Origin of the sequence: Kosakonia oryziphila (genome assembly GCF_900094795.1) — a bacterium.
In the GTDB taxonomy this organism is placed as follows: domain Bacteria; phylum Pseudomonadota; class Gammaproteobacteria; order Enterobacterales; family Enterobacteriaceae; genus Kosakonia; species Kosakonia oryziphila.
Genome location: NZ_FMBC01000017.1, coordinates 64,264 through 89,090, shown reverse-complemented (window position 1 = coordinate 89,090; position 24,827 = coordinate 64,264). Strand labels below are relative to the sequence as shown.

At 52.5% G+C, this 24,827-nt stretch carries 22 protein-coding genes; 10 read left to right on the top strand and 12 right to left on the bottom strand.

Annotation, left to right across the window (positions count from 1 at the left end; all coding sequences use genetic code 11):
- Both tnpA and helD read right to left on the bottom strand, forming a co-directional pair.
- Positions 1–237: IS200/IS605 family transposase (tnpA, locus tag GA0061070_RS10255; protein WP_139109748.1), on the bottom strand; the 237-nt coding region annotated here is incomplete at its 3' end.
- Between the two features lie 145 nt (positions 238–382).
- Entirely contained in the window at positions 383–2,437 is a 2,055-nt protein-coding gene (helD, locus tag GA0061070_RS10245; protein ID WP_090135838.1) for a DNA helicase IV, read from the bottom strand.
- Between the two features lie 122 nt (positions 2,438–2,559).
- Between helD and GA0061070_RS10240 the strand changes: the two genes are divergently transcribed.
- On the top strand, positions 2,560–3,006 hold the full coding sequence (locus GA0061070_RS10240; protein ID WP_090135836.1) for a YccF domain-containing protein: 447 nt from the start codon (positions 2,560–2,562) through the stop codon (positions 3,004–3,006).
- Positions 3,007–3,023: 17 nt separating this feature from the next.
- Positions 3,024–5,153, top strand: a complete 2,130-nt coding sequence (yccS, locus tag GA0061070_RS10235; protein ID WP_090135835.1) for a YccS family putative transporter — start codon at positions 3,024–3,026, stop codon at positions 5,151–5,153.
- On the opposite strand, the gene GA0061070_RS10230 is transcribed toward yccS, so the two are convergent.
- Positions 5,147–5,767 (bottom strand): TfoX/Sxy family DNA transformation protein, encoded by a 621-nt coding sequence (locus GA0061070_RS10230; RefSeq protein ID WP_090135833.1) that lies wholly within the window; start codon positions 5,765–5,767, stop codon positions 5,147–5,149. The genes yccS and GA0061070_RS10230 overlap by 7 nt on opposite strands.
- Positions 5,768–5,984: 217 nt before the next feature.
- Between GA0061070_RS10230 and sulA the strand changes: the two genes are divergently transcribed.
- Positions 5,985–6,494 (top strand): SOS-induced cell division inhibitor SulA, encoded by a 510-nt coding sequence (gene sulA, locus GA0061070_RS10225; RefSeq protein WP_090135831.1) that lies wholly within the window; start codon positions 5,985–5,987, stop codon positions 6,492–6,494.
- Positions 6,495–6,861: 367 nt separating this feature from the next.
- Complete coding sequence (ompA, locus tag GA0061070_RS10220) at positions 6,862–7,911, top strand: porin OmpA (RefSeq protein WP_090135830.1); 1,050 nt, start codon at positions 6,862–6,864, stop codon at positions 7,909–7,911.
- A 77-nt stretch (positions 7,912–7,988) separates the two neighbouring features.
- Here the strand turns inward: ompA and matP are convergent, their stop codons facing one another.
- Positions 7,989–8,441 (bottom strand): macrodomain Ter protein MatP, encoded by a 453-nt coding sequence (gene matP / locus GA0061070_RS10215; protein WP_007374182.1) that lies wholly within the window; start codon positions 8,439–8,441, stop codon positions 7,989–7,991.
- Between the two features lie 182 nt (positions 8,442–8,623).
- On the opposite strand from matP, the gene GA0061070_RS10210 reads away from it, so the two are divergent.
- Positions 8,624–10,384 (top strand): AAA family ATPase, encoded by a 1,761-nt coding sequence (locus tag GA0061070_RS10210; protein WP_090135828.1) that lies wholly within the window; start codon positions 8,624–8,626, stop codon positions 10,382–10,384.
- 69 nt (positions 10,385–10,453) lie between these two features.
- Positions 10,454–10,972 (top strand): bifunctional 3-hydroxydecanoyl-ACP dehydratase/trans-2-decenoyl-ACP isomerase, encoded by a 519-nt coding sequence (fabA, locus tag GA0061070_RS10205; RefSeq protein WP_090135827.1) that lies wholly within the window; start codon positions 10,454–10,456, stop codon positions 10,970–10,972.
- Between the two features lie 69 nt (positions 10,973–11,041).
- Here fabA and rmf read toward each other — a convergent pair whose 3' ends face one another.
- The 6 genes from rmf to rlmKL all read right to left on the bottom strand — a co-directional run bounded on the left by rmf (position 11,042) and on the right by rlmKL (position 18,978).
- Complete coding sequence (gene rmf, locus GA0061070_RS10200) at positions 11,042–11,209, bottom strand: ribosome modulation factor (RefSeq protein WP_090119404.1); 168 nt, start codon at positions 11,207–11,209, stop codon at positions 11,042–11,044.
- 253 nt (positions 11,210–11,462) lie between these two features.
- Positions 11,463–12,035, bottom strand: a complete 573-nt coding sequence (gene pqiC, locus GA0061070_RS10195; RefSeq protein ID WP_090135826.1) for a membrane integrity-associated transporter subunit PqiC — start codon at positions 12,033–12,035, stop codon at positions 11,463–11,465.
- Positions 12,032–13,672, bottom strand: a complete 1,641-nt coding sequence (gene pqiB / locus GA0061070_RS10190) for an intermembrane transport protein PqiB (protein ID WP_090135824.1) — start codon at positions 13,670–13,672, stop codon at positions 12,032–12,034. The genes pqiC and pqiB overlap by 4 nt, the downstream gene beginning before the upstream one ends.
- Positions 13,662–14,930, bottom strand: coding sequence for a membrane integrity-associated transporter subunit PqiA (gene pqiA, locus GA0061070_RS10185; protein ID WP_090135822.1), 1,269 nt, complete (start codon positions 14,928–14,930; stop codon positions 13,662–13,664). Before pqiA ends, pqiB begins: the two co-directional genes overlap by 11 nt.
- A gap of 19 nt (positions 14,931–14,949) precedes the next feature.
- The gene (locus tag GA0061070_RS10180) at positions 14,950–16,857 is read right to left on the bottom strand and encodes an ABC transporter ATP-binding protein (RefSeq protein WP_090135821.1); all 1,908 of its coding nucleotides are present in this window, start codon (positions 16,855–16,857) and stop codon (positions 14,950–14,952) included.
- 12 nt (positions 16,858–16,869) lie between these two features.
- Entirely contained in the window at positions 16,870–18,978 is a 2,109-nt protein-coding gene (gene rlmKL / locus GA0061070_RS10175) for a bifunctional 23S rRNA (guanine(2069)-N(7))-methyltransferase RlmK/23S rRNA (guanine(2445)-N(2))-methyltransferase RlmL (RefSeq protein WP_090135819.1), read from the bottom strand.
- Positions 18,979–19,120: 142 nt separating this feature from the next.
- Between rlmKL and GA0061070_RS10170 the strand changes: the two genes are divergently transcribed.
- Positions 19,121–20,188, top strand: a complete 1,068-nt coding sequence (locus GA0061070_RS10170) for a YcbX family protein (RefSeq protein WP_425256050.1) — start codon at positions 19,121–19,123, stop codon at positions 20,186–20,188.
- Here GA0061070_RS10170 and zapC read toward each other — a convergent pair.
- Together zapC and pyrD are read right to left on the bottom strand one after the other, a co-directional pair.
- Positions 20,185–20,727 (bottom strand): cell division protein ZapC, encoded by a 543-nt coding sequence (zapC, locus tag GA0061070_RS10165; RefSeq protein WP_090135816.1) that lies wholly within the window; start codon positions 20,725–20,727, stop codon positions 20,185–20,187. The genes GA0061070_RS10170 and zapC overlap by 4 nt on opposite strands.
- Positions 20,728–20,893: 166 nt before the next feature.
- Positions 20,894–21,904, bottom strand: coding sequence for a quinone-dependent dihydroorotate dehydrogenase (gene pyrD / locus GA0061070_RS10160; RefSeq protein WP_090135815.1), 1,011 nt, complete (start codon positions 21,902–21,904; stop codon positions 20,894–20,896).
- Between the two features lie 248 nt (positions 21,905–22,152).
- Here pyrD and ssuE point away from each other — a divergent pair, with 248 nt between their 5' ends.
- The 3 genes from ssuE to ssuD are packed head-to-tail and all read left to right on the top strand — an operon-like array spanning position 22,153 to position 24,822.
- Positions 22,153–22,728 carry an NADPH-dependent FMN reductase gene (gene ssuE, locus GA0061070_RS10155; RefSeq protein ID WP_090135813.1) on the top strand — a complete coding sequence of 192 codons (576 nt, stop codon included), beginning with the start codon at positions 22,153–22,155 and terminating at the stop codon, positions 22,726–22,728.
- The gene (locus tag GA0061070_RS10150) at positions 22,721–23,680 is read left to right on the top strand and encodes a sulfonate ABC transporter substrate-binding protein (protein WP_090135812.1); all 960 of its coding nucleotides are present in this window, start codon (positions 22,721–22,723) and stop codon (positions 23,678–23,680) included. Before ssuE ends, GA0061070_RS10150 begins: the two co-directional genes overlap by 8 nt.
- Positions 23,677–24,822: an FMNH2-dependent alkanesulfonate monooxygenase gene (ssuD, locus tag GA0061070_RS10145; RefSeq protein ID WP_090135810.1), complete on the top strand. Its 1,146-nt coding sequence runs from the start codon at positions 23,677–23,679 to the stop codon at positions 24,820–24,822. The genes GA0061070_RS10150 and ssuD overlap by 4 nt, the downstream gene beginning before the upstream one ends.
- The last annotated feature ends 5 nt before the right edge of the window (positions 24,823–24,827 follow it).

The following is a 24,827-nucleotide window of genomic DNA, read 5'->3' as shown; positions in this document are numbered from 1 at the left end:
ACCTATTACGTGTGATATCGATAATTTCGGGGGGATTTTTACTAGCAGATGAACATGATCTAACTGAACATTCAGCTCCACTACTTCTATTCCGAGCTGTTCACTTGAAATCCTTATCTGTTTGTAAACTTCTTTGCCAACATTGTTCCGTAGGATGCGAAATCGGCATTTGGGTGTCCAGACTATATGATATTGACAACACCAAAGCACATGAGATGCTTTTGTGAACCTACTCATGGTTAAATCCTTATCAGTTATGGGGATAACGGATTCGGATTTTCCCATGGGTAGCATTACTGGCAGAGCCAACTTTTTGCTGACCACCTCCACAGGAGGTGGCATTCAGATGAGCGTAAACACAGGCGGCAAAGGCCGCCTGTTGTCAGGGTTTTCTCGCCTGAGGAACATCCAGCGATTTGAGTATATCGACAAAGCGCGACGGGTTTTCCTTATCAAACAGCAGCCAGACACGCTTACGCGCCCGCGTTAACGCCACGTACAGCAATCGCCGCTCTTCCGCGTCAGGAAACGTTTCCGTCTGAGGTAGCAGCGCCTGCTCCATAACCGACTCGCGTGCCGGCGCAGGGAAACCGTCCGGCCCTTCATCTAAGCCCACCACAATCACATAATCTGCCTGCTGACCTTTACTGGCATGAATGGTCATAAAATCGAGCTGCAACTTCGGCCAGCGGGTGATGGCCTTCGCGATAGCTGGCGGTTTACGGTGATGGTAACGCGCCAGGACCAGGATGCGATCCTCAGGCGTCGCATAGCCGCTGAGTTTATCCAGTAAAGCATCGAGCTGATCTTCAGCCATCAGCGTTACCGCGTGTTTATCCCCTGCCGTCAGGCTGTTAAGCGGTTTCGCCAGTTGCCACGGGTTTTGCTGAATAAAGCGATTTGCCACGTCACCGATACGTGAATTAAAACGATACGTGGTATCGAGCGCACAAAGATCGCCCTCGCCAAAATTGTCATGAAATGCGGTGGTCAGTGAAAGCTGCGCCCCGCTAAATCGGTAGATAGCCTGCCAGTCATCTCCAACGGCAAACAACGTAGTCTGCGAGTTTTGTTTACGCAAAGCCGCGAGCAGCGCCGCTCGCTGCGGGGAAATATCCTGAAACTCATCCACCAGGATATGCTTCCATGGGCTGATAAAACGCCCTTTCTCCAGCACATTGATGGCCTGGTGTATCAGACCTGAGAAATCGACCGCGTTTTCCGCCTTCAGCGCTGCTTTCCAGGCTTTCAATAGCGGAGCCATCAGCTTAATACGTTTACTAAACAGGTCGCGTACCTCTTCAGGCGCGTTGGCGATCATTTCAGCCTGCGAACCACCATGCATTCGCATCAGGCCGATCCAGCGATCGAGACGCGGCCCTATGCGACGCTGAAGTTTGTCATTTTCCCAGAAATTGCCTTCCGGAACGTCCCAGGCCATCTCCTCGTCCAGCCATTGCCGCCAACCTTTTGCCTGCGCTTTTTTCTCGCTGCATTGCTGACACCAGATTTCCGTAAATAACGCCAGGCGCGCGGCAGTATCGTTCTCCAGTTCGCTCAGCGCAGGCGCTTTTTTACTGCCCTGCTGGATGATATACAGTGCCAGTGCATGGAAAGTCCGCGCAGTAATCTCTTCGGTGTGCAGCCGTTCGCGGATGCGCTCATCCATTTCCTGGGCAGCCTTGCGACCAAACGCTAATAATAAAATCTGATCGGCAGCCGCCTCGCCGCGCGTAAGCAGCCAGCCAGCGCGCGCTACTAGTACGGAGGTTTTGCCGCTGCCCGCGCCGGCCAGCACCAGCAATGACTGTTCGCCATTTACCACGGCGCGCGCCTGCGAAGGATTGAGCGGGGAATTTTCTATCTGCTCAAAAAAGGCGGCATATTGCGTGAGCATCGACTCGGTATAGGCCTTATTATGCTGCGCCCTTCGCTCTTCAACATCGTTCAGCCATGCCTGGCATTGCTGCCAGAGTTCGCGGCAGTTCTCAAATTCCGTCAGTCGGCTTACGGGCATTGGCAGCGCAGTAAAAGCTTGCTGCAACTGCTGTTGTAGCCCGGTAAGCTGTTTGCGCGTCAGCCATTTCGCCCGATCGATACGCCCGGCGATAAGATCGAGCTGTTCCGATAGTACACCAGCCGCCACTTCACTCATCTCCGCGCCCCATTTGCTCCAGCGCTCATTAAGATGGTGATAAAAACGTTGTGTTTCATTCCACTCCGTCCCGTGAAGACGTACCACTTTCTTATCTGCAAGCTGAAACTCCATCTCACCCCAGACCAGCCCGCGTTTGCACTCAATTGCCAGCAACTGATTAAAGGGAATAAGGTATTCATGCCGATCACCCGTGACTTTTATGCCCGCGTTCAGAATTACCGCGCGATCGTACGGATGCTGGGCTAACCGTTTTCCCAGTGAAGTCGCTTTCAGTTCCATGACTTATCGTTCTCAGCCTGTGACAATAAAAGTCAGTTTACCTGTCAGAGAATTGTCGCTCCAGTCCAAAAAGTCGTTACAATTGCCGGGATATTCCACTCATAGGGTTGTTCTGAGGTTTTATGCGTACTGTTCTGAATATTCTGAACTTTGTTCTTGGTGGTTTCGCCACCACACTGGGCTGGTTGCTGGCAACGGTGGCCAGTATCGTGCTGATTGTCACTCTGCCGCTGACGCGTTCCTGCTGGGAAATCACCAAACTCTCGCTTATTCCGTGGGGAAATGAAGCGATCCATATAGATGAACTGGAACCAGAGCGCCAGAATAGCCTGCTGAACGCGGGGGGAACGGCTCTGAATATTATCTGGTTTGTACTGTTTGGCTGGTGGTTATGCATTATGCATATTGTCGCCGGTATCGCGCAGTGCATCACCATTATTGGCATCCCGGTGGGCGTGGCGAATTTTAAAATTGCGGCGATTGCGCTCTGGCCGGTGGGTCGTCGTGTGGTTTCCGTCGAAACCGCTCGCGCAGCTCGCGAAGCTAACGCCCGTCGTCGTTTTCAGTAACCGGATCAATTGCCGCTATGTTAAGCCCTCTGCTTCGTCGTTACACATGGAATAGCGCCTGGCTGTATAACGTCAGAATTTTTATTGCCCTCTGCGGTACAGCAGCACTACCCTGGTTGCTTGGTGAGGTCAAATTAACTATTCCCTTAACGTTGGGCGTCGTGGCTGCCGCCCTGGCAGATCTGGATGATCGCCTGAGCGGACGGCTGAAGAACCTGATCATCACATTGGTCTCCTTTTTTATTGCTTCCGCTTCCGTTGAATTGCTGTTCCCGTGGCCATGGCTGTTTGCTATCGGGCTTATCAGCTCCACCTGCGGCTTTATCTTGTTGGGCGGACTTGGGCAGCGCTACGCCACCATTGCCTTTGGTGCCTTGCTGATTGCTGTCTACACCATGCTGGGGGTTTCACTTTTCGACCAGTGGTATCAGCAACCGCTGCTGTTGCTGGCAGGCGCAATCTGGTTTAACTTCCTGACGCTGGTTGGGTACCTGGTTTTCCCCGTTCGTGCTTTGCAGGACAACCTTTCACGTTGCTATGGGCAACTGGCGCACTATCTTGAACTGAAATCACGTCTGTTTGATCCGGATATTGAAGATGAAAGTCAGGCGCCGCTTTACGATCTGGCGTTGGCGAATGGTCAGCTCGTTGCCACGCTCAACCAGACGAAAGTAACCTTGTTGACGCGCCTGCGTGGCGATCGTGGACAACGAAGCACACGCCAGTCCCTGCATTACTATTTTGCCGCGCAGGATATCCATGAACGCGCCAGCTCATCTCACATTCAATACCAGACGCTGCGCGAACATTTCCGTTACAGCGATGTGATGTTCCGCTTTCAGCGTCTGCTATCAATGCAGTCGCAGGCCTGCGACAGGCTGTCACGCGCCATTCTGCTACGAACGCCCTACCAACATGATTCACGTTTCGAGCGTGCGTTTACGCATCTTGATGCCGCGTTAGATCGCATTCGCGCCAGCGGTGTGACGTCAGCCGATCATTTGAAAGCCCTGGGGTTTCTGCTCGATAACCTGCGCGCGATTGACGCGCAATTAGCGACAATCGAAACGGAACAACCACAGTCCCAGCTTCTGAATGAGACAGAAAACCAGTTAGCTGATGACCGCCTGAATAGTTTTAGCGATACCTGGTTGCGGCTGCGCAATAATCTGACGCCGGAATCTGCGCTTTTCCGCCACGCCGTACGTATGTCGCTGGTACTGTGTGTAGGCTACGCATTTATTCAGATAACCGGCTTACAGCATGGTTACTGGATCTTGCTGACCAGTCTTTTCGTCTGCCAGCCCAACTATAACGCCACTCGCCATCGCCTGACCCTGCGCGTCATTGGCACGCTGGTGGGTGTGGCGATAGGTTTACCCGTGCTCTATTTCGTTCCTTCCCATGAAGGGCAACTGGTGTTGATCGTGATCACCGGCGTACTGTTTTTTGCTTTTCGCACCGTGCAATACGCCCATGCTACGATGTTTATCACCCTGCTGGTGCTGCTCTGCTTTAATCTGCTCGGTGAGGGCTTTGAAGTGGCAATTCCCCGTATCATCGACACGCTGATAGGCTGCGTGATTGCCTGGGCGGCGGTAAGTTTTATCTGGCCTGACTGGCGTTTTCGCCACCTGCCACGCGTGACAGAGCAGGCTTTCGATGCCAACTGCCGTTACCTCGACGCTATTCTGGAACAGTATCATCAGGGGCGAGACAACCGGTTGGCGTACCGTATTGCCCGGCGTAATGCCTACAACCGCGATGCTGAGCTGGCATCGGTCGTATCCAATATGTCTTCAGAACCTGGCGCATCGCCTGAACTCCGCGATGTGGCATTCCGTTTACTCTGCCTGAACCACACCTTTACCAGCTATATTTCTGCACTTGGTGCGCATCGCGAGCAGCTCACCCACCCTGATATTTTGCATCTGCTTGATGACGCCGTCTGTTATGTAGACGATGCACTGCATCATCTCCCTTCCGATCATGCGCGCGTACAGGAAACACTAAGTTCCCTGTCGCAGCGCATTAAACATTTAGATCCGCGCCCGGATAGCAAAGAACCGCTGGTCCTTCAACAGATTGGACTGCTTATTGCTTTGTTGCCGGAAATTTGCCGACTGAAAAGCCAACTGGCTCAGTGAGGATTAGCCGTTTTCTTCTTCATAATAGCGAACCATTCCATCAGTTCCTGGCGCGTCTGCGCCGGGAGCGCCGCTTCGTGCAGTCCAGCGATGGCGCCTTCAAGCGCCAGAAGGATTCTCACACCCAGATGGCGGTTCACCTTCCGTAGCCTCAGCCAACTCGCCTTCGCACCAAGAAGACGCAACGTCTGCACATCCATAATCCCGGCATCATAAAGCTGCGTTTCTAGCTGAAACGTCAGATTGGGTAGATCGCGCAGACGTTTCCTGGCGCTGCGCTGTGCTTTTTCACGCCGGGCAGCATCAAGAGAATAGGCCGAAAGTTCCAGCAGCATAGGGAGATCGTTCCATAACGTCTGATCCACGAAATAGTAATTTAACGAAACCTCCCGTCCACGTTTGTTGAAGACTAAAAGTGGCGCATGGTGCGTTATTGCATACTGAGCACTTTGTTCACAAGCCCGCAGGTAAAGCTCCCCTTCGGCCACCATCGCAAAAACCGTGTCATCCACCGACAAGCTATAACCGCCAAAATGAGCACGGTGACGAATTTCGCCAAGCGATGTGAGACATTCACATGATTGATAAATACGCTGATAAGAAAGGTCTTCCATGATTTTTTCCTTATAAATCACATAGTAAAACCACCACGATGTTAGCTGTTTCGTTAGGCAGGAACATAGGCAACTGTGGACGGGACGGCAAGCGAATTTTACGTTGTGTGCTAAAGACAAAACAAAAATGCGAGATAGTTTCAGAAATTGAGGTTGATCTTTGAGCATCCAGGGGTTACTGTATGTTTATACAGTAACCCACAGGGCTGGATTGATTATGTACACTTCAGGCTATGCTAATCGTTCAACAACATTCGATTCCGCACTCACTACGTTAAATCATGCTGAACCCTCCCGCGGTGCATCCGGGCTTATTAGCGAAGTGGTTTATCGCGAAGATCAGCCTGGAATGACGCAACTTCTTTTATTGCCCTTGTTGCAGCAACTCGGCCAGCAGTCCCGCTGGCAATTATGGTTAACGCCGCAACAGAAACTGAGCCGTGAATGGGTACAATCCGCTGGCCTGCCGCTCACCAAGGTGATGCAGGTTAACCAGCTTTCACCTTGCCTGACGCTGGAATCAATGATTCGCGCATTACGCACCGGGAACTATAGCGTCGTAATTGGCTGGCATGCGGAAGAATTAACTGAAGATGAGCATCACCGACTGGTGATGGCGGCAGAAGAAGGCAATGCGATCGGCTTCGTTATGCGTCCGGTTCGTCATGATCCTCTGGCTGCGAGACAGTATTCCGGTATAAAAATTCACTCAAATTTGTATCATTGAGCAAATTTAAGAGTATTCCTGGTATTTTTTTTGCCTGAAGCTTACTTTTGCATTTTATCCGCAAAATACAGCGACCAAGCCTGTGTGGCGCGCTTTTCAGACTAATTGCATCAGACAAAATACCAACAGAATTGTTAAATATTGTGTATACAAAGCTTTTTTTTCATATGCATGGCGGAGTTCACACTTGTAAGTTTTCAACTACGTTGTAGACTTTACATCGCCAGGGGTGCTCGGCATAAGCCAAAGATATAGGTAAAGATATCTGCTGAATAGTTTTAGTGAGCAACGCCCCCGGTGAAGGATTTAACCGTGACTTCTCATCGAGATTTTCATGGCGATTTTTGGATGATAACGAGGCGCAAAAATGAAAAAGACAGCTATCGCGATTGCAGTGGCACTGGCTGGTTTCGCTACCGTAGCGCAGGCCGCTCCGAAAGATAACACCTGGTATGCAGGTGGCAAACTGGGTTGGTCCCAGTATCATGACAAAGGTGCGGCATGGCAGAACGACGGCCCGACCCATACAAGTCAGCTTGGTGCAGGTGCGTTCGGTGGCTACCAGGTTAACCCGTACGTTGGTTTCGAGATGGGTTACGACTGGCTGGGCCGTATGCCGTACAAAGGTGATACCGTTAACGGCGCGTTCAAATCTCAGGGCGTACAGCTGACTGCTAAACTGGGTTATCCGATCACTGACGATCTGGATATCTACACCCGTCTGGGTGGTATGGTATGGCGTGCTGATGGTCAGAGCAACCAAGGCTTCAAAGATCACGATACCGGTGTTTCTCCGGTCTTCGCTGGTGGTGTTGAGTATGCACTGACTCGTGATATCGCTACCCGTCTGGAATACCAGTGGGTTAACAACATCGGTGACGCAAGCACTGTTGGTGCTCGCCCGGATAACGGTATGCTGAGCGTAGGCGTTTCCTATCGTTTCGGTCAGCAGGAAGATGCAGCTCCAGTAGTTGCAGCCCCGGCTCCGGCTCCGGCTCCGGAAGTGCAGACCAAACACTTCACCCTGAAGTCTGACGTTCTGTTCAACTTCAACAAAGCAACTCTGAAACCGGAAGGTCAGCAGGCGCTGGATCAGCTGTATGGTCAGCTGAGCAACCTGGATCCGAAAGACGGTTCAGTAGTAGTTCTGGGCTTCACCGACCGTATCGGTTCTGACGCTTACAACAAAGCTCTGTCTGAGAAACGTGCTCAGTCCGTTGTTGATTACCTGGTCTCCAAAGGTATCCCGGCGAACAAAATCTCCGCACGTGGTATGGGCAAATCCAACCCGGTTACTGGCAGCACCTGCAACAACGTGAAAGCACGCGCAGCGCTGATTGATTGCCTGGCACCGGATCGTCGTGTAGAGATCGAAGTGAAAGGCAGCAAAGACGTTGTAACTCAGCCGCAGGCTTAAGTTTACGTCTTAGCAAAAACCCCGCAGATTGCGGGGTTTTTTATTGTCTGAAATCCTGGTCACGCTTTAGAGAAAACTCACTCTTTACCTAACAGCGCCTGCAAATCGTGTTTTAGTGTGGACATCTGCGAAGCATACTTCTCTTTATGTTCCGCATCCTCAATCAGTTGCACAATCGTTTCAGACAGTGTTTTCCCTCGCCGCTGCGCCAGCCCCGCAAGTCGTTGCCAGACGACAAACTCCAGGTCGATCGACTTTTTACGTGTATGCTGGTGTTCCGCGTTAAAATGGCGTTTACGCCTGGCGCGGATAGTTTGTTTCATTCGGTTAACCAGCGCAGGGTTGATATGGAGGCCAATCCATTCATTCACCTGTACCGGCTCATTTTCGAGGGTCAACAATACATCGACGGCTTCTTTCGCAGCACTGGCTTCTATATAACGCGTGATCAGTTCCCCTTCACGGTGCTTTTTAACCAGATACTTCCATTTCCAGCCGCTTTCGAGATTTTCCAGTTGTTGATATTTCATTGCTCTCTCAACGTTACCGTGTAACTCAGTTCAGAATATCAGTTTTTTGCCACTCTGCTTAAAAGAAATCGTCCACTGTGAGCTATCGTCCAGCTTCGCATCGCGAAAGCGCGTAATCCCTGTGTGTTAAAGAAGGGTTTACGGTATAATCTCGCCCTTTACACCAGACTAAAAAAACGACTTTGACCATTACAAAACTTGAATGGAACGACCTGGTTCCTGATACTGAAAGCTATCAGGAAGTTTTTGAATCGTCCGAATCAGCGCACGAAGCGGACTTCTCGCTGGCCGATACGCAACCCCGATTACAATACGCGCTGGAGCAACTGCTCTATCCGCAGGCAACATCACGCTTTTTACTGGCAAAAGCGCCAGAAGAAGCTGAATACCTGGCGCTTATTGCCCGCGCTACTGGAGAAATGATTCCTCAGGACCGCCCGCTTATCGGTGGGCAATACCATATCAACGGCGCATCCGTAAGTTTTGACCCGGCCACCAGCGCACAATCTGCTTTCACTGGAAGCAAACCAGTAGTGATTGCTGAGTGGATCGAGGCGGAGCAACTGTTTGGTTGTTTGCGTCAGTTCAATCATGAAATTACTTTGCAGCCGGGTCTGGTACATCAGGCAAACGGCGGTGTGCTGATCATTTCCCTGCGCACGCTGCTTGCGCAACCGCTGCTGTGGATGCGTCTGAAAACAATGGTGACGCAACGCCGCTTTGACTGGGTCTCCTTCGACGAATCTCGCCCTCTGCCGGTCAGTATCCCGTCTATGCCGTTGGATCTGAAAGTTATTCTTGTTGGAGAACGCGAATCGCTGGCTGATTTCCAGGAGATGGAGCCCGACCTGGCCGCTCAGGCAATTTACAGCGAATATGAAGAAACACTGCAAATTGTAGATGCCGAAACACCAGCAATCTGGCGTCAATGGGTCGAGCAGGTTGCACACAGCGCTCAGCTCCCCTCACCCGGTACCGATGCGTGGCAGCCGTTCATTCGTGAAGCAGTGCGCTATACCGGCGATCAGGAAACATTGCCGCTCTGCCCATTATGGCTGGCGCGCCAGTTGCGGGAAGTCGCGGCGATAGCTAAAGGTGCAACATTCAGTGGCGAAGAGCTTCGCTCGATGCTTGCTCAACGTGAATGGCGCGAAGGATTCCTCGCTGAACGGATGCAGGATGAGATCCTGCTGGAACAAATTCTCATCGAAACCGAAGGCGAGCAGATTGGTCAGATCAACGCGCTATCAGTCATCGAGTTTCCAGGTCACCCACGCGCATTCGGCGAGCCTTCACGTATTAGTTGCGTCGTTCATGTCGGTGATGGCGAGTTCAACGATATTGAACGCAAAGCCGAACTGGGCGGCAACATCCACGCAAAGGGCATGATGATCATGCAAGCGTTCTTAATGGCGGAGCTGGAACTGGAACAGCAGCTTCCCTTCTCTGCCTCGCTCACCTTCGAGCAGTCTTACAGCGAGGTTGATGGCGACAGCGCCTCGATGGCAGAGCTGTGCGCATTAATGAGCGCCCTTGCAGAAGTACCCATCAATCAGAGTCTGGCGATTACCGGCTCCGTGGATCAGTTCGGCCGTTCACAACCGGTTGGCGGGTTGAATGAAAAGATCGAAGGCTTTTTCGCCATTTGCCAACAGCGGGAACTAACCGGTAAGCAAGGGGTGATTATTCCTACAGCAAATGTGCGTCATCTTTCGTTGCATCAGGAGCTGCTGGACGCGGTCCAGGCACAACAATTCTTTATCTGGGCCGTAGATGATGTTCGTGATGCGCTACCTTTATTAACAGGCCTGCCATGGGAAGCTGAAGGACAAAACAACCTCAAGCAACTCATTCAGGAACGTATTGCACAGGCGACGCAACAGGATGGACGCCACCGTTTCCCGTGGCCGCTGCGCTGGTTGAATTGGTTTAACCAAAACTGATCGGACTTGTTCAGCGTACACGTGTTAGCTATCCTGCGTCGGAAATTACAAATAAGGCTTACTGAGAACATGGTAGATAAACGCGAATCCTATACAAAAGAAGATCTTCTTGCCTCTGGTCGCGGCGAACTGTTTGGCGCAAAAGGCCCGCAATTACCGGCACCAAATATGTTGATGATGGACCGTGTGGTCAAAATGACCGAGACCGGCGGTAACTTTGATAAAGGCTATGTCGAAGCTGAATTGGATATCAATCCGGATCAGTGGTTCTTTGGTTGCCATTTCATCGGCGATCCGGTGATGCCTGGTTGCCTCGGTCTGGATGCCATGTGGCAGTTGGTTGGTTTTTACCTCGGCTGGCTTGGCGGCGAAGGTAAAGGCCGTGCGCTGGGCGTTGGTGAAGTGAAGTTTACCGGTCAGATTCTGCCGACTGCAAAAATCGTTACTTACCGTATCCACTTCAAACGCATTGTAAACCGTCGTTTGATCATGGGTCTGGCCGATGGTGAAGTTCTGGTCGATGGTCGCGTGATCTACACCGCTTCCGACCTGAAAGTGGGCCTGTTCCAGGACACCTCCGCTTTCTGATAGCAAATTCCCATCTGTTATAAAGGCGAAACCTCCGCATTGCGGAGGTTTCTTTTTAAAGAGACAGAATCAGGCGATAACTACCCTGTCTTCCATGGCCTCTCGCCAGCCTCCCAGCCACTCGGACCTTTGATTCAAGGTTTGGTATGGACACATTTCTTTCGGGCGCCCGGTAATACCAGCCTGATAACCACGTTGATGTGCCCGTTCCAGGCGATCTCGTTTTTGTCTCTTCATGCCTCGTTTCCCTCATTATTTGATCTGGTGGAAAAGAAAACAGTGGTTACTTAATGCGCAACCACAGGTAACGAATACCTTGAATAAGCGTTGTCGTCAATGCGCAAAATTCACGCCAGTGTCATAAATGTGAGCTACACGGAAATTCATTTGTACAAAAAATGTGAGCCAGCACAGCTAATGTACGGAGCATAATGACAAAAAAAACCGTCACAGCTTTTAACTATGACGGTTCATTATTAATTAAATTTACTTATGGTAGACGATTTAGCTGCGCAGCTATGCTCACCGCCTCCTGCTGCCAGCCCTGAGCCAACATTTTCACCATTTCGTCATACCCGTCTTGTTGCTGCTTGAGCCCAATATAGAATGGTCGCTTAATCAGTTGCCCCTGGTGTTTGAGCAACCACTCGCCGCTGACGATAACGCGGCCATCATACCGCCCGTGAAAACCGGTCACCGTCACATTCAGCGTGTCCTGTTCACTGCCCAGCGGCTGCGATGCCACAACCCAACCCGGTAACTGATTGCTCAGGTTCGCGACCAGCGTATTGCGCAACTGCTGGTCAAGCGGGCTGGCCCACAGATTGTTATTCGCAATAACATACTGCACATCCGTGGTTTGATACACTACACCATTACCCGCCAGGTAATCCGGGACTGAAACTTGCTCAACCCATAACTGACGATTGCCCTGGCTCTGCACGGTGCTGGCCTGCACTGCCGTTTGTGGCGGCGACGGTAACTGATAGTAACTTTTATTGTTACCGCTACTGCTACATGCAGTCAGCAACAGCGCCACGATTATTATCGCGCTCTTTTTCATTGTTTCGCCCTCTTCGGCTGCGGATCGTCTTTCCCTTTCGCTTCGAATACCAGCGCATTGCTCTTGTCGTTGAGTGTTTTCAGCACTGGTTGCAATTCCCGCAGCACCTGATCCAGGCGCTGCATATCCGCCACCATCTTGTTATAGGCAGCAGAGCCAGGCTGGAAGCCCTGCATACTGCGATTAAGTTCACGCAGCGTGGACTGCATATCCGCTGGTAGCTGTTGCATTGACTGGCTGGCAGTCAGCTTGTTGAGATTATCCAGCGTCGTTTGCAGACGTTTAAGCGTTTGCTGGCTTTCAGAAAGCGTTGACGTAGCCTGCTGGATCATCGGGTTCAACGGTAGATTGTTGATTTTATCCAGCGTATCCATCAGACGCTGCTGGATCTGCGCCAGACCGCTGCTCACAGTTGGAATGATCGGGTAGCCCACAAACTCCCGCATGCTGCTTACGGCAGTTACGTTGTTATAGAAGTCGAGGTCGACATACAGCGCACCAGTAATAAGATTCCCGGTTTTCAACGAACCGCGCAGACCGCGTTTGAGCAGTTCATTCATACGCGCTCTCACATCGGGATCTTCACCCAGTTCATTAATCAAACGTCCCGGTTCAATACGAACCAGCACAGGAATGCGGTAATCATCATTTAACGCCTGACGCAGGCCTGCAGTGTAGAACGGCACCCTGCTTACCGTGCCCAGACGAATGCCGCGAAATTCAACCGGCGCGCCTGGTTGCAGGCCGCGAACCGAATCCTTGAAGAACATAAGATAGTCAATGTGATCGGTATAGAGTGATTCCTGGATGCTACGCTGATCGTTATACAGCGTGAAAACAGATTTCTCCGCCACCGGCTGACCAAGATCCACGCCTTCCGGAACGTCAAAACTGACGCCGCCGCCAAACAGCGTAGTCAGAGAACCCATCTCCACGCGCATCCCGTCAGAGGACAAATCAACGGCAATGCCGCTGTCTTTCCAGAAACGTACATTGCTGGTCACCAGCCGATCATTCGGCGCGTTGATAAACAACTGATAACTCATCGTGCGTTTTTGCGTATCGAAAGTGCTGGTCTCAACCGAACCGACGCGATAACCACGGAAAAGTACCGGATCGCCGGGGCTCAGTTGCCCGACTTTGCTGCTATCGAGGATCACACGTATACCTTTGGCATCAGGCGGTGCCAGTGGTGGAGAATCGAGCAAGTTATAGTGATCCGGCTCGTTGCCTTTTGTGCCCGGTTGCAGTTCGATATAAACCCCCGAAAGCAGCGTACCCAGGCCACTAATGCCTTCACGGCCCACCTGCGGTTTCACAACCCAGAAAACGGAATCCTCATGCAGAAGTTTTTTCATCCCGGCGTTAAGTCGCACCTTGATTTCCACATGGGTTAAATCGTCAGTCAGCGTTGTGCTTTCTACCACACCGACATCAACGCTGCGACTCTTGATGGTGGTCTTACCGCCGATAATTCCCTCTGCATTGGTGGTGATCAGTGTCACCTCCGGCCCCTGGTGACTGTAATGATAAAACAGGATCCATGCACCAATCAGCGCCGTAACAATCGGGAAAATCCACACCGGCGACCAGTTTCTCACCTTTTGCACGTTGGCTTCACCACTCTTATTCTCCATGCTCTAACGACTCCTCATGGTGCGTTTGTGGCTCACGATCCCAGCTCAAACGCGGATCGAAAGTCATTGCCGCAAACATCGTGATAATAACGACCAGCGCAAACATCAGTGCACCCATCGCAGGATAAATATTCATCAGCCCGCCCATCCGCACCAGTGCGGAGAGTACTGCGATCACAAACACGTCAATCATTGACCAGCGCCCGACAAATTCCACTACTTCATAAATAAAATGCATCCGCTCGCAGTCTCGTCGACCATGACCTTTCGCATCAAGACAGAGCCAGGCAATGCCGATCATTTTCAACGTCGGCACCATGATACTGGCGATAAAAATCACCAGCGCCACCGGGTAAGAGCCCTCACTCCATAGCAAAATCACCCCGGAGATAATGGTCGATGGCATGCGATCGCCCAGTAGGTCGGTTATCATAATCGGCATAATATTCGCGGGCAGATAGAGCATCACCGCAGTCATCAACAGCGCCAGCGTCCACTGGATACTGTTGCGCCGTCGGGCGTGTCCATGCGTGTGGCAACGCGGGCAAACGGGTTGATCAACCGCAACAATCGCCGTACAGCACGGGCAGGAACGCAGACCCTGACGGATACCGGGCACACCGACGTGCAATGCCTGTTGCGGCTGCGGTGCAGGCGCTATGTCATCCCACAACCAGTGACGATCAACGCACTGGAAAGCACGCAATTGCAACAGACAGAACAGACACCAGGGAATAAAACTGCTACCAATGCCAATATCGCCATAGGCCATCAGCTTAACAAAACTCACCAGCACGCCTGCGAGGAAGATCTCTGCCATTCCCCAGCTTTTTAGCTGGAATAACACCCGCCCCAGGTTGATACGTAGACGAAAATCCATCGGCACACGATTCACCAGCAGCAGGATAGTCACCAGGCAGAATGCCGGAACCAGTTGTACAAACAGCAGGAAGAAAGTGCCGAGGCTGGCGTAATCTTCAGAAAAGAGCACGCCGGGGATTTCCAGCAGTGTGACCTCGCTGGCGACACCGGCAACTTGCATATTAACGAAGGGAAAAAGGTTGGCGAGCAGCAACATGAACAACGCCACGATAGCATAGGCTGTGGGACGCTGCCGGGGCGCATCCCACTCGGTTGTCAGTGTTGTGCCACAACGCGGACAAGTTGCTTTATGGCCGTACAACAATGGCGGCAGTGCCACCAGCATGTCACATTGCGAACAAAGAATGTGCCGTGTGGTGTGATGATGTTCACACATACTGACTCCCTTTATGCGACTATGCGCCGCTTTTCAAAGCCTCAAGATACTCCCAGCGTTCAAATGCCTCTTCCAACGCCAGTTCCGCCGCAGCCATATCAGCTAAGATCTTTTGCGTATGATCGTGTGGCTGGCTAAAGAAGCTGGCATCGGCGACCTGCGCCTGCAAATCACCCAGCTCCGCTTCCAGTTGCTCCAGCTTTTGCGGCAATTGTTCAAGTTCTCGTTGCAGGTTATAGCTCAGTTTGTTACTGCTGCGTTTAACAGTTTCTGTTTTGGTTACGGGTGCTTCCACCGTTTTCTTCGCCGCCGTCTGTTTAAAGGCTTGCGAAGCCGCTTGCTGACCACGGGCATCGTGGTAACCGCCCACATACTGTCCAATTCGGCCTTCGCCTTCGAAAATCCAGCATTCAGTTACGGTATTATCCACAAACTGACGATCGTGGCTCACCAACAGAACGGTACCCTGATAACTATCAATCAGCTCTTCCAGCAGCTCCAGCGTTTCCACATCCAGGTCGTTGGTTGGTTCATCAAGAATCAACAGGTTGCTGGGTTTCAGGAACAAACGCGCCAGTAACAGGCGGTTGCGTTCCCCGCCGGAGAGCGCGCGTACCGGCGTCATCGCCCGTTTCGGATGGAACAAGAAGTCCTGTAAATATCCCAGAATGTGGCGCGGTTTACCGTTCACCAGCACTTCCTGCTTACCTTCAGCCAGGTTGTCCATCACCGTTTTATCCGGATCAAGTTCAGCACGGTGCTGATCAAAGTACGCCACTTCCAGCTTGGTACCAACATGTACGCGGCCGCTGTCGGCTTTCAGTTGACCCAGCATCAGTTTCAGCAAGGTGGTCTTGCCGCAGCCGTTCGGGCCAATCAGCGCAATTTTATCGCCGCGCTGTACCTGCGTGGAGAAGTCGCGCACCAGCACTTTGCCCTCCACGCCATAATTAACGTTTTCCAACTCAAAGACGATCTTGCCGGAGCGTGAAGCCTCTTCGACCTGCATTTTTGCGCTACCCATCACTTCACGGCGTTCACTGCGTTCGCGACGCAGCGCTTTCAGTGCGCGGACGCGGCCTTCGTTACGGGTACGGCGCGCTTTAATCCCCTGACGGATCCACACTTCTTCCTGCGCCAGTTTGCGGTCGAACTCGGCGTTTTGCAGCTCTTCAACGCGAAGGTTCTCTTCTTTCTCCAGCAGGTAGGTCTCGTAATCACCAGGATAGGTAACCAGTTTCCCGCGATCGAGATCGACAATGCGCGTCGCCATATTGCGGATAAACGAGCGATCATGCGAAATAAAGATAATGGTGCCGCTAAAGGTTTTCAGGAATCCTTCCAGCCAGTCGATCGCTTCAATATCCAGGTGGTTCGTTGGTTCGTCCAGCAGCAACACTTTTGGCCCGCTGACCAGTGCACGGCCCAGCGCCGCTTTACGCAGCCAGCCACCGGATAACGCCGACAGCTCCATATCCGGCGCCAGACCGAGTTGCCCCAGTACCTCATTGATACGGTCTTCCAGCTGCCACAGACCGTGGTGATCCAGCATCTCCTGCACTTTCGCCAGTTCGTTGAGATTTTTATCACTCGGGTCGGTCATCATCAGATGAGAGATTTCGTGATAACGCTTCAAATACTCAGCCTGTTCAGAGATACCTTCCGCAACGAAGTCATAGACGCTACCGGCGATATTACGCGGCGGATCCTGCTGAAGACGTGAAACAATCAGATCCTGTTCGTAAACGATACGGCCATCATCCAGCCCCTGTTCGCGGTTGAGGATCTTCATCAGCGTCGATTTACCTGCGCCGTTACGACCGACCAGACAGACGCGCTCATTTTCTTCGATATGCAGTTCAGCATTATCGAGAAGCGGCGCATCGCTGAACGACAGCCATGCGCCATGCATACTGATTAATGACATTTATTTATCCTTTCAGGCTGCGGTAATCAGCCAGCAGTTGTGGATTTGACGGTTGCGGGCAAAATCCTGTGACTGCGTTTTTTGGGTAATTTCTTGTGCCTGCAGACCCAGTTTCGCCAGTCCGTCGAGATCCATACGAAAACCGCGTTTGTTATTGGAGAACATAATGGTGCCGCCTTTGCGCAGCAGGCGTTTCAGATCCTGCATCAGACGCATGTGATCGCGCTGCACATCAAAAGAGTCCTCCATACGTTTGGAGTTGGAGAAGGTCGGCGGATCGATAAAGATCAGATCAAACTGCTCATCAGTCTCACGCAGCCAGCTCAGACAATCGGCCTGAATCAGGCGATGTGCGCGTCCGCTCAGGCCGTTAAGGCGCAGGTTGCGCTCGGCCCACTCCAGATAAGTGCGCGACATATCCACCGTGGTAGTAGAACGCGCACCGCCCAGACCGGCATGCACGCTGGCGCTGCCAGTGTAGGAAAAGAGATTAAGGAAATCTTTACCCTTGCTCATCTGCCCCAGCATACGGCGGGCAATACGGTGGTCAAGGAACAGGCCGGTATCCAGATAGTCCGTCAGGTTGACCCACAGGCGGGCGTTGTACTCGCCCACCTCCATAAAGTCGCCCTTCTCGTTCATTTTCTGATACTGATTGGCGCCCTTCTGCCGCTCGCGGGTTTTCAGCACCAGCTTGTTCGGCGCAATACCCAGCACCTGGATAGTGGCGGCGATAATATCAAACAAGCGCTGGCGCGCTTTTTGCGCATCGATGGTCTTCGGGGCGGCATATTCCTGTACCACCACCCAGTCGGCATAGCGATCGACCGCCACATTGTAATCCGGCAGATCGGCATCATACAGACGGTAACATTCAATGCCCTCCTGGCGCGCCCATTTCTCCAGCTTTTTAACATTCTTACGCAGACGGTTGGCGTAGTCTTCCGCCATTGCTGGCGCTTTTGCTTCGCCGGTATTTTCTGCCAGATGGTAATTTTTCTGTACGCAATCCAGCGGTCCGTTCTTGGCTTTGAACTGGCGTTCAGCACGCAGTTGCAGACAGTGAAGCAGATCGACAGAGGCGCTGAACAGCGACAGATTCCAGCCGCCGAACTGCGTTTTCAGCAGACGGCCCAGCAGACTATGCAGCGCGATCAGCGCCGGTTCGCTCTCCAGACGTTCACCGTACGGTGGGTTACTGATCACCGTACCATACGGACCTTTCGGCAACGGGTTACTGAGCTGGGCGACATCTTTTACTTCGAAAGTCACCAGCTCGCCAATCCCGGCGCGGCGGGCGTTGCTACGGGCTAGTTCAATGACGCGCGCATCATTATCGGAGCCATAAAAACGAGATTCATAACTCGCCAGACCCTGGCGTGCGCGCGTTTGCGCTTCCGCTTTCACCTCTTTCCACAGCGCTTCATCATGCTGCGCCCAGCCGCCAAATCCCCAGTGCCCGCGATGCAGACCCGGTGCGCGATCGGTTGCCGCCATGGCGGCTTCGATCAGCAGCGTACCAGAGCCACACATAGGATCGAGCAGCGGTGTACCCGGCTGCCAGCCGGAACGCATCACAATGGCTGCCGCCAGGTTCTCTTTGATCGGCGCAATACCCGTGCGATCGCGGTAGCCGCGCAGATGCAGACCTTCACCGCTCAGATCGAGGGAGATATTTGCCGTATCTTGATTCAGCCAGACATTAATACGCAGATCCGGCAGTTCGCGCTCGACATTCGGGCGCGGCAGGTTTTTGCGGGTAAAGCTATCAACAATGGCGTCTTTCACTTTTAGCGCGCCGTACTGGCTGTTGCGAATCTCATCATTCAGGCCGCTAAAGTGCACGGCAAACGTCGCGCCGGGATTGAAAATCTCTGTCCAGTTGATCGCCTGCACGCCGAGATAAAGGTCAAGGTCGCTGTAAACCTTACACTCTCCGAGCGGCAGCATAATGCGCGAAGCCAGGCGGCTCCACATCAGGCTCTGGTACAGAAGCCGCGTGTCACCTTCAAAATGGACACCACCCTGAACCACGCGGCACTCCTGTGCGCCGAGTTTTTCCAGTTCAGTTTTTAACAGCTCTTCCAGCCCGCGGGCCGTACTGGCAAACAGAGAAATCATAATGTCACTTATACTCAACGAAAATTGTTGCGCATTATAGCTAATCTGGCGGCCATGTCATAAAGTTGAGGGCTTATTTTCGACTGACTGGGAGCAAGACGTGCCAACGATTTCGCGTCTCTTTATCCATCCGGTGAAATCCATGCGTGGTATTGGGCTGACGCATGCAATTGCCGATGCCAGCGGCTTTGCTTTTGACCGTATTTTTATGGTCACTCAGCCCGATGGCACTTTTATTACCGCGCGTCAGTATCCGCAGATGGTACGTTTTACGCCATCGCCATTAGCCGGTGGCCTGCATCTGACCGCACCGGACGGCAGTAGCGCGATAATTCGTTTTACCGATTTTGCGCCTGAAGGCGCGCCAACGGAAGTGTGGGGCAACCATTTTTCCGCGCTGATAGCGCCGGATGAGATTAATCGCTGGCTCAGCGGTTTTTTCGTCCGTGAAGTGCAATTGCGCTGGTTAGGCGCGGAATTAACCCGTCGCGTTAAGCGTTATGAAGAGGTGCCGCTCTCTTTTGCTGACGGTTTCCCCTATTTATTGGCCAACGAAGCTTCGCTGCGTGATTTGCAAAATCGTTGCCCGGCCAGCGTGAAGATGGAGCAGTTTCGTCCCAATCTGGTGGTAACCGGCGCGCAAGCGTGGGAAGAAGATAGCTGGAAAGTCGTGCGTATCGGCGATGTGGTGTTTGATGTTGTCAAACCGTGTAGCCGCTGCGTGTTTACCACCGTTAGCCCGGAACGTGGGCAAAAACATCCAGGCGGTGAACCGTTAGCCACGCTGCAAGGTTTTCGTACCGCACAGGATAATGGCGAAGTCGATTTCGGGCAGAACCTGATTGCGCGCAACAGTGGCGTTATCCGCGTAGGCGACGAAGTGGTCGTGCTGGCAACCGCACCTGCTAAAATTTACGGCGCGGGCGCTGTTGCAGAAGCACTGGAACCGGAAGTTCAGGCAGCGGGAACAGTAGAGATTAGCTGGAAGGGGCAAACATTTATTGGCAACAATCAGCAGGTGCTGCTGGAGCAACTGGAAAATCAGGGGATCCGCGTACCTTATTCCTGCCGTGCAGGTCTGTGCGGTTGTTGCCAGATCAAGCTGATTGAAGGTGAAGTGAGCGCGATGAAAAAATCAGCCATCAGACAGGACGGCACCATCCTCTGCTGCAGTTGTATTCCGAAAACGACACTGCGACTGGAGGTTTAAACCGCCTGTTCGAAACGGAGACTCTCGGTGTGAAGCTGGGGTTTCAGGCGATCGTTCATTACCTTAATCGCATCACCCAGTTGCATCGTGCGCCCGGCAATTATCACGCCGGGTTGCGCCAGCAGGCACAGCGCGGCATTTTCGCCGGGCTCAACCACCAGCAGGTTTACGCACTCCTGGGTGTCGCTCAGCCAGACACAGGCACCTTCACCGGTCGCGGGCGACCAAAGCGCATCGTGAGTCATAAAATGCCAGCTTTTCGGCATTTGCGGTTTCAGGAAGCGAATCGCCACCAGTGCATTAAGCACCAGTTCCGCACGCTGTTCATTAGAGAGAGCGAGGTTGCGGCATTTTTCCTCAAACGAGAAATATAAAGCAGCGTCATCAACACAAAAACCGGAGGGCAAAAACGCATCCGGCGTCAGCATTTTTCGGGCAAAACGGGAGCGAAATAGCATACCATTGGCTAAATCGAGCATCATACGATCGTACTCGTCATCAAAATACCAGCGCCAATTATCATCAGGTTTAATTCGCATTGTTCTCTCCCCTCCCCTTAAACTTCCTGTCGCTTTTTTATTCTGTCGCCGTCTCGCTTATTGCTCTAATAATAAAAGACCACAATGTACAAATTAGCAACAGTGAGGGAATATAAAACAACCAGGGCCGGAAATAAAGCCCTGGATACGCACTGGCAAAAAAAGATTAGATATGGGTGACGATTTCTTTAATCAGCGGCGGGCCTTTAAAAATAAAGCCGGAATAAATTTGCACGATAGACGCACCCGCAGCGATTTTCTCACGGGCAGCAATCACTGAATCAATGCCACCGACGCCGATAATTGGCAAACGTCCCTTTAATTCCTGCGACAGGCGACGGATTATTTCCGTGCTTTTTAATTGCAGCGGACGTCCACTTAAACCGCCGGTTTCATCACAGTATTTCATTCCCTGTACCAGCGATCTATCCAACGTAGTATTGGTAGCAATCACGCCATCAATATTGTGGCGGACTAAACTGTCGGCCACTTGGATCAATTCTTCCTCAGAAAGATCGGGGGCGATCTTCACCGCCACCGGAACATATTTATGGTGGATGTTTTGCAGATCGTTCTGTTTATTTTTAATCGCCGTTAAAAGATCATCCAGCGCTTCGCCATATTGCAGCGTGCGTAAACCTGGGGTATTCGGTGAGGAAATATTAATGGCGATATAACCGGCATAGGCATAAACTTTTTCCATGCAAATCAGATAGTCATCTTTCCCCTGCTCGACCGGCGTGTCTTTATTTTTACCGATATTGATGCCCAGTACGCCGTCAAAATGCGATTTTTTGACGTTCTCAACCAGGTTATCTACACCGAGATTATTAAACCCCATGCGGTTGATCAGACCTTCGGCATCCACCAGGCGGAAGATCCTCGGCTTGTCATTTCCCGGCTGCGGGCGAGGCGTAACAGTACCGATCTCAATGGAGCCAAAACCCATTGCCCCCAGCGCATCGATGCATTCACCGTTTTTATCCAGCCCGGCCGCCAATCCCAGCGGGTTCTTAAATGTCAGTCCCATGCACTGTACAGGTTTTTCCGGCACGCGCTGACGAACCAGCGCCTCAAAAGGCGTTCCGGTAATACGGCGTAACTGCTGGAAGGTCAATTCATGGGCGCGCTCTGGATCGAGCTGAAAAAGGGCTTTACGAACGAAAGGGTAGTACATGAACTCTCCTGAATTCCCGGGTGCAAACCGGGGGCGTATTATCAGTGAAAGTGCCGTGAAAGGGAATTGACCTGTGGCAAAAAAAAGCGCATCCGACGCAATCGTTTTCTCTCACCATTTTGCTTTATGCATTTTTTAGCAATTTTCCCTCAAATAAATCATTTAGTGGAATAAATAACCTCTGCCACACTGTGTGAAATTGTTATGAATGTTACCAAAAAGAGAACGGTTGGTTATAAGGAGCGATTATGCGAGTTGTCACCCTGGCGGGAAGCCCGCGCTTCCCCTCCCGCTCCAGCGCTTTGCTGGAATATGTCCGCGAGCGCCTCAACGCGCAAGAAGTCGAAGTTTGCCATTGGCACCTGCAAAACTTCGCGCCGGAAGATCTCATCTATGCGCGTTTCGATAGCCCTGCCCTGCAAACCTTTATTGAACAGCTTAAAGAATCGGACGGACTGATTGTTGCCACACCTGTTTACAAAGCAGCTTATGCCGGAGCGCTGAAAGCCCTGCTTGATCTACTCCCTGAGCGGGCGCTGGAAGGCAAAGTTGTATTGCCGTTAGCGACCGGCGGCACCGTGGCGCACATGCTGGCGGTGGATTACGCCCTGAAACCAGTGCTCAGCGCTCTGAAGGCGCAAGAGATCCTTTACGGCGTGTTTGCCGACGATACCCAAGTGCTGGATTACCAGCACAAACCCAGCCTGACACCGAACCTGCAAATGCGCCTTGATAACGCGCTGGAAACTTTCTGGCAGGCGCTGCACCGTCGGGAGATTCAGGCACCGGACTTTCACCGCCCACAAGGAATTGCTCATGCTTAATCGTTTCCCCTGGCTGGCGCTGGCCGGGCTGCTGTCGTTTTCCGCTTTATCGCAGGCCGCAGATACCGCACCGGACGCGCTGCGTATTGGGTACCAAAAAGGCAGCGTCAGTATGGTGCTGGCGAAAAGCCATGAACTGCTGGAAAAACGCTACCCGGGCACAAAAATTTCCTGGGTCGAGTTTCCGGCAGGTCCGCAAATGCTGGAAGCGCTTAATGTCGGTAGTATTGATCTTGGCAGCACCGGCGATATCCCCCCCATATTTGCGCAGGCAGCGGGCGCGGATTTGGTGTATGTCGGGGTAGAGCCGCCAAAACCAAAAGCCGAAGTGATTCTGGTGGCAGAAAACAGCCCAATCAAGACGGTAGCCGATCTGAAAGGACATAAAGTGGCCTTCCAGAAGGGCTCCAGCTCCCATAATTTGTTGCTGCGCGCTCTGCAACAGGCTGGGCTGAAGTTCAGTGATATTCAACCCGTGTTTCTGACGCCTGCCGATGCGCGCGCTGCTTTCCAACAAGGGAATGTGGATGCGTGGGCAATCTGGGATCCTTACTACTCTGCAGCCTTGTTGCAGGGTGGCGTACGAGTACTTAAAGACGGCACCACACTCAAACAGACCGGTTCCTTCTATTTAGCCGCTCGCCCGTATGCCGAAAAGAACGGTGAATTCCTACAGGGTGTACTGGATACCTTTAGCGAAGCCGATGCCTTAACCATCAGCCACCGCGACGAAAGCGTAGCGCTGCTGGCAAAAACCATGGGGCTGCCGCCAGCGGTGATTTCAACCTATTTCGATCATCGCCCGCCAACCAAAATTGCACCTGTTAATGAAGCCACAGCAGCGTTGCAGCAACAAACTGCCGATCTCTTTTATGACAACCGCCTGGTGCCGAAGAAGGTCGATATCCGTACCCGTATCTGGCAGCCGACCAAAGAAGGAGCAAAATCATGAGTCTGAATCTGTTCTGGTTTTTACCGACGCACGGCGACGGCCACTATCTTGGCACCGACGAGGGTTCACGCCCGGTGGATCATAACTATTTACAGCAAATCGCGCAGGCCGCCGACCGGCTGGGTTTTAGCGGTGTGTTAATTCCTACGGGTCGTTCATGCGAAGATGCGTGGCTGGTGGCCGCCTCGTTGATTCCGGTCACTCAGCGGTTGAAATTTCTGGTAGCGCTGCGTCCAAGTGTGGTCTCACCGACCGTCGCGGCACGTCAGGCAGCAACGCTGGACAGACTCTCCAACGGACGTGCGCTTTTTAACCTGGTCACAGGCAGCGATCCGCAAGAACTTGCTGGTGATGGCGTATTTCTCGATCACAACGAACGCTATGAAGTCTCCTCCGAATTCACCCATGTCTGGCGCCGCCTGCTTGAGGGCGACACGGTGGATTACGAAGGCAAGCATATTCATGTTCGCGGGGCGAAGCTCTTTTTCCCGCCAATACAGCAGCCGCGTCCAGCGCTCTATTTTGGCGGCTCCTCGGATGTGGCGCAGGATCTGGCAGCGGAACAGGTTGATCTCTATCTCACGTGGGGTGAACCGCCAGAGCGGGTGAAAGAGAAGATTGCACAGGTGCGCGCCAAAGCCGCAGCTCATGGTCGTAAGGTGCGGTTTGGTATTCGCCTGCATGTCATCGTTCGTGAAACCACCGCCGAAGCCTGGCAGGCGGCGGATCGCCTAATCTCTCACCTTGACGAAGAGACTATCGCCAAAGCTCAATCCGCTTTTGCGCGTCAGGATTCAGTCGGCCAGCAACGCATGGTGGCGCTACACGGCGGTAAGCGAGATCAACTGGAGATCAGTCCGAACCTTTGGGCGGGCGTCGGTCTGGTACGCGGCGGCGCAGGAACCGCGCTGGTCGGCGATGGCCCGACGGTTGCCGCGCGGATTAATGAATACGCCGCGCTGGGGATCGACAGTTTTATCCTTTCCGGCTATCCACATCTGGAAGAGGCATATCGGGTGGGGGAACTGCTGTTCCCGCACCTTGATGTCGCTATCCCCGAGATCCCGCAACCGCAGCCATTGAAATTGCAGGGCGAAACGGTGGCAAATGAGTTTATTCCCCGGAAAGTGGCGCAAAGCTGAGGTTT

Excerpts from the sequence above, each read along its gene's own strand:
- pqiA (WP_090135822.1), bottom strand. The coding sequence starts at position 14,930 with ATGTGTGAACATCATCACACCACACGGCACATTCTTTGTTCGCAATGT.
- pqiC (WP_090135826.1), bottom strand. The coding sequence starts at position 12,035 with ATGAAAAAGAGCGCGATAATAATCGTGGCGCTGTTGCTGACTGCATGT.
- GA0061070_RS10230 (WP_090135833.1), bottom strand. The coding sequence starts at position 5,767 with ATGGAAGACCTTTCTTATCAGCGTATTTATCAATCATGTGAATGTCTC.
- ssuE (WP_090135813.1), top strand. The coding sequence starts at position 22,153 with ATGCGAGTTGTCACCCTGGCGGGAAGCCCGCGCTTCCCCTCCCGCTCC.
- zapC (WP_090135816.1), bottom strand. The coding sequence starts at position 20,727 with ATGCGAATTAAACCTGATGATAATTGGCGCTGGTATTTTGATGACGAG.
- helD (WP_090135838.1), bottom strand. The coding sequence starts at position 2,437 with ATGGAACTGAAAGCGACTTCACTGGGAAAACGGTTAGCCCAGCATCCG.
- GA0061070_RS10180 (WP_090135821.1), bottom strand. The coding sequence starts at position 16,857 with ATGTCATTAATCAGTATGCATGGCGCATGGCTGTCGTTCAGCGATGCG.
- rlmKL (WP_090135819.1), bottom strand. The coding sequence starts at position 18,978 with ATGATTTCTCTGTTTGCCAGTACGGCCCGCGGGCTGGAAGAGCTGTTA.
- rmf (WP_090119404.1), bottom strand. The coding sequence starts at position 11,209 with ATGAAGAGACAAAAACGAGATCGCCTGGAACGGGCACATCAACGTGGT.
- GA0061070_RS10170 (WP_425256050.1), top strand. The coding sequence starts at position 19,121 with ATGCGTGGTATTGGGCTGACGCATGCAATTGCCGATGCCAGCGGCTTT.
- yccS (WP_090135835.1), top strand. The coding sequence starts at position 3,024 with ATGTTAAGCCCTCTGCTTCGTCGTTACACATGGAATAGCGCCTGGCTG.
- pqiB (WP_090135824.1), bottom strand. The coding sequence starts at position 13,672 with ATGGAGAATAAGAGTGGTGAAGCCAACGTGCAAAAGGTGAGAAACTGG.
- pyrD (WP_090135815.1), bottom strand. The coding sequence starts at position 21,904 with ATGTACTACCCTTTCGTTCGTAAAGCCCTTTTTCAGCTCGATCCAGAG.
- sulA (WP_090135831.1), top strand. The coding sequence starts at position 5,985 with ATGTACACTTCAGGCTATGCTAATCGTTCAACAACATTCGATTCCGCA.
- matP (WP_007374182.1), bottom strand. The coding sequence starts at position 8,441 with ATGAAATATCAACAACTGGAAAATCTCGAAAGCGGCTGGAAATGGAAG.
- GA0061070_RS10150 (WP_090135812.1), top strand. The coding sequence starts at position 22,721 with ATGCTTAATCGTTTCCCCTGGCTGGCGCTGGCCGGGCTGCTGTCGTTT.
- ompA (WP_090135830.1), top strand. The coding sequence starts at position 6,862 with ATGAAAAAGACAGCTATCGCGATTGCAGTGGCACTGGCTGGTTTCGCT.
- ssuD (WP_090135810.1), top strand. The coding sequence starts at position 23,677 with ATGAGTCTGAATCTGTTCTGGTTTTTACCGACGCACGGCGACGGCCAC.
- GA0061070_RS10240 (WP_090135836.1), top strand. The coding sequence starts at position 2,560 with ATGCGTACTGTTCTGAATATTCTGAACTTTGTTCTTGGTGGTTTCGCC.
- fabA (WP_090135827.1), top strand. The coding sequence starts at position 10,454 with ATGGTAGATAAACGCGAATCCTATACAAAAGAAGATCTTCTTGCCTCT.